Source organism: Embleya sp. NPDC005575, from assembly GCF_040605455.1.
Lineage (GTDB): Bacteria > Actinomycetota > Actinomycetes > Streptomycetales > Streptomycetaceae > Embleya.
On the sequence record NZ_JBEXCV010000107.1, the window covers coordinates 25,891 to 31,971 of the forward strand.

Below are 6,081 nucleotides of genomic sequence, written 5' to 3' on the forward strand. Positions count from 1 at the left end.
CTTTCGTTCGTTTTTTCCGTTTCGTCGGTCCGTCGTTTCCCGAGGTGGGGCCGCATGTCGCGATCCTGACGTCAGGACGTACCCCCGGAGGGCTCTTGATCTTCCTGTGCCTCAGGTCACAGACTCGATGTCGCTCGGGGTTATCGGTGTCCATCCATCCGGATTGGGAGACCCTGAATGGCCGTGCGCCTGAGCACCCTCGACACGACCGCGGAACCCCGCGCCGCCGCCCCTCCACCGCCGCCGACCGTCGACCTCGACGACCTGCTGGCGCACCCGCATCTGGTCACCCGGCTGCCCACGCCGATGGCCCGGGCGGCGGGCGATCTGATGCTCGCCCGGCTTGCCACGCTGGAACCGGGCACCGTGGACCACTCGTACCTGCGCGGGCTGCTGGTCGAGTTGAACCTGCCGATGGTCCGGCACGCCGCCGGGCGCTACCGGCGGCGCGGTGAGCCGGTCGAGGACATCGTCCAGGTCGGCACGATCGGCCTGATCAAGGCGATCGACCGCTACGAGGCCGATCGCGGCAGCAGCTTCATGGCGTACGCCATGCCGACCATCATCGGTGAGATCAAGCGCTTCTTCCGGGACACCTCGTGGTCCGTGCGGGTTCCGCGCCGGCTGCGTGAACTGCGCACCGAACTGCTGCGCGCCACCGACGAACTGACCGCGCTGCACGGCCGCACGCCCACGCCGCGCGAGTTGGCCGAGCGGCTGTGCATCACCGAGGAGGAGGTGCTCGAAGGTCTGGACGCCTGCACGGTGTACACCGCGACCTCGCTGGACGAGACCGCCTACGGCGACGCGGACGGCCAGGAGACGGTCGGCGACCGGCTCGGCTCCGAGGACCACGCGCTCGACCTGGTCGAGTACCGCGAGGCGCTGCGCCCGCTGCTGGCCGAACTGCCGCAGCGCGAGCGCGCCATCCTGGTCATGCGGTTCTACGGAAATCTGACCCAGGCGCAGATCGGTGAGCGGATCGGCATCTCGCAGATGCATGTGTCCCGCCTTCTCGCCCGCACTCTGGCATCGCTGCGTGAACGGCTGATGATCCCGGGCTGACCACCCGCGCACGCCGTCGATGCGACCGCGCGCGTTCCCCTCCTTCCGAGCAGCCCGACGGTTGCCGAAGGGTTTGTTCGCCGGTCGGCCGAAGCCGCCGGGCGTACGCCCGAATCGGGAAGGGAACGCGCATCGCCGTTCGGCGTGAGATGGCCCGCCGGGTCAGCGGAAGAGCACCTCGAAGGGGCGGCGGAAGTACGCGAGCTTTTCCGGTGGGAGCGGCACCCGGTCGTCACGGCCCGGCACCAGCGGGGCTATCTGGGAGGCCAGGCACGACAGCGCCCGTTCCTTGCGTGCCTGTTGCACCTCGGTCAAATCCACCCGCAGCGCCCGGCTCCACGGCACCCGACTGTCCTGCGGCCGCGCCCACTGCCACATGCGCAGCGGGAACTCCAGCAGTCCCACGCCGGTCTCCCGGCATGCCATGTCGGCCGCCCGACCGGTGCTCTCGTGATCGGCGAAGCCGTCCTCGCGCCAATTGCTCACACACAGCGCGAAGCCCGCGACGAGCGGGATCAGCCGGTCCACCACGTCGCGCTCGTGGGTGCTCACCGTGCGGTCGGGGACCCGCAGTCGGATCACCTCGACCGGGGCCACCCCGCCGGGATTGCCGACGATCGTGGCGAACGCCCGGTCCGACTCGCGAACCCGCCGAGCGGCCAGCACCGAACCCGGTAACCGACTGCCCGGGTGCGAAGCGTCGCCGTCGGTGACACTGACCACCCGCACCGGCGAGCCGCCGGCCACCGCGCGGGAGATGAGGCCGCCCACGCCCAGCAGCGCGTCCTCCGGGTGTGCCGCGACCACCACGAGACCGCCGGCCAGGACCGGCCAGTCCTGCGGCAGTGCGACCGGCAGCGCCTGCCGCTGCCAATCGGCCTCGGTGGTCCAGGCTCCTTCGGGAGCCGGATCGGGTGCCGGTGAACGCGATCCGCGGAAGGTGGGAAGGCTCATGGTGTCTCCCTGTCGAGAGGCGAACTAGGGGTGGCGATCTCCCAATCGTGTGGTCGGCGCCGGGGTAAGACTTACGAGCATCGGCTACCCGGGCGGGTTTTGGCCATGTGCGACACGGGAATTGCTGCGCCGTCAGGTGGCCGTTCGCACCGCGGTGGGGTCGTCCTTTCGGTTCCGCGCCGGGATCTGCGCGGCTTCGACCGGTTTGCGCCCGGGGATGAACAGCGCGACCAGCAGGCCCAGGACGGCCGCTCCGCAGCCCAACCACAGCGCGGTCACGAAGGCGTCGTGGGAGGGGAACTCGCGGCCGCCGGAGCGCATCGTCAAGTTCGCGAGCACAACGCCGATCACCGCGCTGGAGGTCGAGGTGCCGATCGAGCGCATCAGCGTGTTCAGCCCGGTCGCCGAACCCGTCTCGCCGATCGGCACGGCCTGCATGATCAGCGACGGCATCGCCGCGTACGCCAACGCGACGCCGACCGCCGAGAGCACCGCCATCGCGACGATTTTCCACACCGCGTCGAGCATGAACACCGAGAGTGCGTAGCCGATGGCGATCACCAGGGTGCCCACCAGCAGCGAGACCTTCGGGCCGCGCGCGGCGGACAGGCGCGCGGACAACGGCGAGACCAGCATCATCACGATGCCGGACGGCGCCATGCACAGGCCGGCGACGACCATGCTCTTCCCCAGCCCGTAGCCGGTGGTCTCCGGGTTCATCAGCACCTGCGGGAACACCAGCGACTGGGCGAACATCGCGAAGCCGACCACGACCGAGGCGAGGTTGGTGAACAACACCTGCGGCTTCACCGAGATGCGCAGGTCCACGAGCGGTTGTGCGGTGCGCAGTTCGAGCCATCCCCAGCCGAGCAGGACGACGGCCGCGACGGCGAGCAGGACGAGCGTGATCGTGCTGCCCCAGCCCCAGTCGGCGCCCTTGGTGATCACGAGCAGGAGCGCCACCAAGCCGACGGACAGCCCGCCCGCACCGGCGAAGTCGAAGCGGCCCGGCAGCCGGACCGGCGATTCGGGCACCAGGAGCAGGACCAGCACGACGTCGAGCGCGCCGATCGCGCCGGCCGCCCAGAACATCATGTGCCAGTCGGCGTTCTGCGCGATCAGCGCGGCCACCGGCAGCCCGATCGCGCCGCCGATGCCCAGCGTCGCGCTCATCAGCGCGATCGAGGAACCCAGCTTCGCGGGCGGGAGTTCGTCGCGCATGATGCTGATGCCCAGTGGGATCACGCCGAACGACGCGCCCTGGAGGAAACGGCCGAGCACCATCGGGAGCAGCGTGTCGGAGAGCGCGCACAACACCGAGCCCGCGACCATCAGGCCGAGGCTGACGATCAGGATCCGGCGTTTGCCGAACATGTCGCCGAGCCGGCCCATCACGGGGGTGCACACCGCGCCGGAGAGCAGGGTGGCGGTGACCACCCAGGAAGCGTCGGCGGGCGAGGTGTCCAGCAGCTTGGGCAGGTTGGGCAGCAGCGGGACGACCAGGGTCTGCATGAGCGCCACGACCACGCCGCAGAACGCCAATACCGCCACCACCGCCCGGGCCCGGTCCACGGGCCCGGGCGGATGGGCGGGAGCATCCGCCGGGCTCGGCTCGGGTACGCCGCTCGGACCGGTCACGGACTGCCTCCAGGATCGCCGAATGAGTGCTGCGGTCAACGAATGTGCACGATACACATGATGTGTATCGTGCACATTGCCCGGGTGTGGCGCTAGGGTCCTGGCAGGCGCATTGGTGTGAAGGCGGGAGTGGACGTGTTGGAAGGGATCGAGCGGGAGTTGATGCTGATCGCTCGGCACCACGTCATGGGCAAGCGGCACGGCGACGGCATGGAGCGATCGGCCTACCTGCTGCTGACCCGGCTCGAAGTCGAGGGGCCGATGTCGATCGGGCAACTCGCAGAAGCGTTTCGGCTCGACACCTCTACGGTGAACCGCCAGGTGGCCGCGCTCCTGCGGGCCGGCGACGCGGAACGGATCGCGGACCCGAACGGCGGTCTCGCCCGCAAGCTGCGGATCACCGCGGGCGGCGCGGAACGGCTCGCGGCGGAGCGCTCGATTCACTGCCACGGCCTGGAACGCGTCCTGGCGTCCTGGGACGAGGGCGAACGACGCGAACTGTTCGACGTGCTGACGCGGTTCAACCGATCGGTCGAGGGCGTCGAGGGCCGCGAATGGCCCAGGAACGAGCTCGCCGCCCCCGAGCACACGGGGCACGGCGCGCGCGGGTGAACGAGGCGGCCGTCGGGCAGGGCCGTGGGCAGGCGGATCGGCGCGCGCGGCAGCGTGCGACAGCGGTCGGGTGACCGGCCTGGCGGGCTCCGGGCCGCCGTGCGGTGAGGTGACGAGGTGTCAGGCGCCCTTGCCCGGGCCGGGTTCGGCATCGGGCTCGGGGCCGGCGGCGTCGGCTGCCGCATCGGGCTCGGTCGTCGTCCCGGCATCGGGAGATGACGCCGGCTCGGCGGGGGCGTCGACGGGGCCGGATCCGGGGTGGGCCTCGGACCTGGTCGCCGAGTTCGGTTCGGCCTCGGATTCGGCTCCCGGTCCCGGCTCGGCCTCGGGGTCGGCCGGGGGAGCGTCCTTGGGTGCCGGTGCCGGTGCCGGTGCCGGTGCCGGTGCCGGCTCGGCCTCGGGCCCCGGGTTTCGGGCGGGTTCGGGCTTCGGGGCGGACGCGGCTCCGGCGTCCGACACCGCTGCGGCAGCCGCCTCCACAGCCGGCGTGACCGCCGCCGCGCCGGCCGCGCCGGGGGACGTGGGGCCCGGCGTCGTGGTGGTCGTCGGCTCGTCGGCCGGCTCGCCCGGCTTCGACGCACCCGCTGCGGCCTCGGCCCGTGCCGTCGGTCGGAGCGCCGATTCCGGCGCCGCTTCGGGCTGTTCGGCCGATGTGCGGCTCGGCGCGAGCGCGGCTGCCGGCGTCGCGACGGCCGTGGGGGGCGGCACTACATCCGGGACCTCGACGACCTCGACCGGGTCCTCGTCGTACCCGTCGTCCGCGCCGTCCCGGTCGTCCGCGAACCGCCAACGGCCCGCGAGTGCGAGCAGGGCGCCGGCGGCGACCAAAATCAGGCCCGCGACGAAGATCGTGGGTTCGTTTCCGCTCGCGCCCGCGATGTCCGCGACAGTCGGCGCCGTACCTTCGAGCGTGCTCAACGGTGTGATCCGATCCATCGGCGAACAGGTCCGGTCGTCTTATTAGCAGACTCCTCGAACCGAGGGAAACCGGCATCGACCTGAGAGTTTTCCTGGTCGAAACACGAAGGCGCAAGGATCGCCTCGCGAACAAGGGGGCCGCGATGACTGTCATGGCGACACGTACGGGGCTGGGCTGGGAGCACGGGATCGACGATGTACCGTCCGCCGTCGCATTGTCGGGCGGATTGTGCGTGGTCGCGGGAGCCGCCGGCGAGGTTCGACTGCTCGACGCGGCAACCGGGCAACTACAGGCCCGGATCGTGTTGCCGGGCGGGGTCTACCGCACCGGCTTCTCGCCCGACGGCACCGTGGTCGCCCTCGCGGGCCCCACGGGGTACGCGCTGTGGCGGGTCACCGACGGCGCGCTGCTGATGCGCACGCCGGGTCTGCCCGCGCGGTTCGTGTGGTCCGCGGGCAACCGGTGCGCGGTGTCCTTCGGCGGCGCGGTGCGGGTCTACGCGGGCGACACCGGCACCGAGTCGTGGCGGGCCGTGGACGGACCGGTCCGGGTGGACGACGTGGTCTGGGTCGACTCGATCGGTGGGCTCGCCGTGGCGCTCGGCGGCGAGGTGCACATGTACGGGCCGCGCGGGCGGACGAATGTGTGGACCTACCCGATCCCGGTGCGGGTGCTCGCGGGCGCGCCGGACGGCGCGTGGTTGTGCGCGGCCGGCGACGTGCCGGGCGTGCACGTGCGCGGCGTCGGTGGTACGCACGAGGACCTCGGCGCGGCCGGCACCGCGCCGGTGGCGGGACTCGCACTGGACTCGGGCGGGCGCTGGTTGGCCGCGGAGGACCGGGCCGGACTGACCGTGTGGGACCTCGCCGCGGCATGCCCTCGTTCGCGAACAT

General features: G+C 71.6%; 6 protein-coding genes. 3 read left to right on the plus strand and 3 right to left on the minus strand.

Going from position 1 to position 6,081, the window contains the following annotated elements; all coding sequences use genetic code 11:
- Window positions 1-177: 177 nt before the first annotated feature.
- Window positions 178-1,065 carry an RNA polymerase sigma factor SigF gene (locus ABZS54_RS29265; protein ID WP_355542514.1) on the plus strand — a complete coding sequence of 296 codons (888 nt, stop codon included), beginning with the start codon at window positions 178-180 and terminating at the stop codon, window positions 1,063-1,065.
- Window positions 1,066-1,227: 162 nt separating this feature from the next.
- Here ABZS54_RS29265 and ABZS54_RS29270 read toward each other — a convergent pair whose 3' ends face one another.
- Both ABZS54_RS29270 and ABZS54_RS29275 read right to left on the minus strand, forming a co-directional pair.
- The gene (locus ABZS54_RS29270) at window positions 1,228-2,019 is read right to left on the minus strand and encodes a PIG-L family deacetylase (RefSeq protein ID WP_355542517.1); all 792 of its coding nucleotides are present in this window, start codon (window positions 2,017-2,019) and stop codon (window positions 1,228-1,230) included.
- A gap of 132 nt (window positions 2,020-2,151) precedes the next feature.
- A complete protein-coding gene (locus ABZS54_RS29275; RefSeq protein ID WP_355542532.1) occupies window positions 2,152-3,531 on the minus strand; it encodes an MFS transporter in 1,380 nt (459 codons plus the stop codon).
- Between the two features lie 255 nt (window positions 3,532-3,786).
- Here ABZS54_RS29275 and ABZS54_RS29280 point away from each other — a divergent pair, with 255 nt between their 5' ends.
- Window positions 3,787-4,269 (plus strand): MarR family transcriptional regulator, encoded by a 483-nt coding sequence (locus ABZS54_RS29280; RefSeq protein WP_355542519.1) that lies wholly within the window; start codon window positions 3,787-3,789, stop codon window positions 4,267-4,269.
- Window positions 4,270-4,389: 120 nt separating this feature from the next.
- Here the strand turns inward: ABZS54_RS29280 and ABZS54_RS29285 are convergent, their stop codons facing one another.
- Window positions 4,390-5,187 (minus strand): hypothetical protein, encoded by a 798-nt coding sequence (locus ABZS54_RS29285; protein WP_355542521.1) that lies wholly within the window; start codon window positions 5,185-5,187, stop codon window positions 4,390-4,392.
- Between the two features lie 152 nt (window positions 5,188-5,339).
- Here ABZS54_RS29285 and ABZS54_RS29290 point away from each other — a divergent pair.
- Window positions 5,340-6,081, plus strand: a 742-nt coding sequence (locus ABZS54_RS29290) for a hypothetical protein (RefSeq protein ID WP_355542524.1), incomplete at its 3' end; no start/stop codon positions are given.

Coding starts and splice junctions, on each gene's coding strand:
- ABZS54_RS29275 (WP_355542532.1), bottom strand. CDS start 3,531: ATGCAGACCCTGGTCGTCCCGCTGCTGCCCAACCTGCCCAAGCTGCTG.
- ABZS54_RS29270 (WP_355542517.1), bottom strand. CDS start 2,019: ATGAGCCTTCCCACCTTCCGCGGATCGCGTTCACCGGCACCCGATCCG.
- ABZS54_RS29265 (WP_355542514.1), top strand. CDS start 178: ATGGCCGTGCGCCTGAGCACCCTCGACACGACCGCGGAACCCCGCGCC.